At 46.7% G+C, this 557-nt stretch carries 1 protein-coding gene; it reads left to right on the forward strand.

Annotated features, from left to right (window positions below; genetic code table 11):
- Positions 1 to 47 precede the first annotated feature (47 nt).
- Positions 48 to 557, forward strand: a 510-nt coding sequence (gene apaH, locus R7040_RS28960) for a bis(5'-nucleosyl)-tetraphosphatase (symmetrical) ApaH (RefSeq protein ID WP_318097968.1), incomplete at its 3' end; no start/stop codon positions are given.

Genomic DNA, 557 nt, shown 5'->3' on the forward strand with positions numbered 1-557 from the left:
TCGTTTAGCGATTCCGAACGTTTTAAATTAATAAGATTGGAGATTCAGTGGCTACCTATATTGTTGGTGACATCCAAGGCTGTTTTGACGAACTACAGCAGCTACTCAAGCGCGTCAACTTTTCCACTCAACATGACCAACTTTGGCTCGCAGGAGATTTGGTGGCTCGCGGCCCGAAATCACTCGAAACACTGCGCTTCGTAAAGTCACTCGGTGACAGCGCAAAAGTCGTACTCGGCAATCATGACTTACATTTACTGGCAGTATCTTACGGCCTGAAAAAGCGAAAAGACAAAGATAAAACGACCCCTATTTTCCTCGCTAAAGACCGCGAAGAACTGCTCTCTTGGCTAGCTAAACAACCTCTTCTGGCAGAGCACGACGAGTTTGTGATGTGTCATGCGGGTATCTCACCGCAATGGGATTTAGAAACAGCCAGACAATGCGCTCGCGAAGTAGAACATATTATCCAAGGCGAAGAGTTGCCGTGGTTGCTAAAAAACATGTACAGCAACTTACCAGATCTTTGGGATGACTCACTGGAAGGTCTGGATCGC

It is taken from the genome of Vibrio sp. 1069 (genome assembly GCF_033340555.1).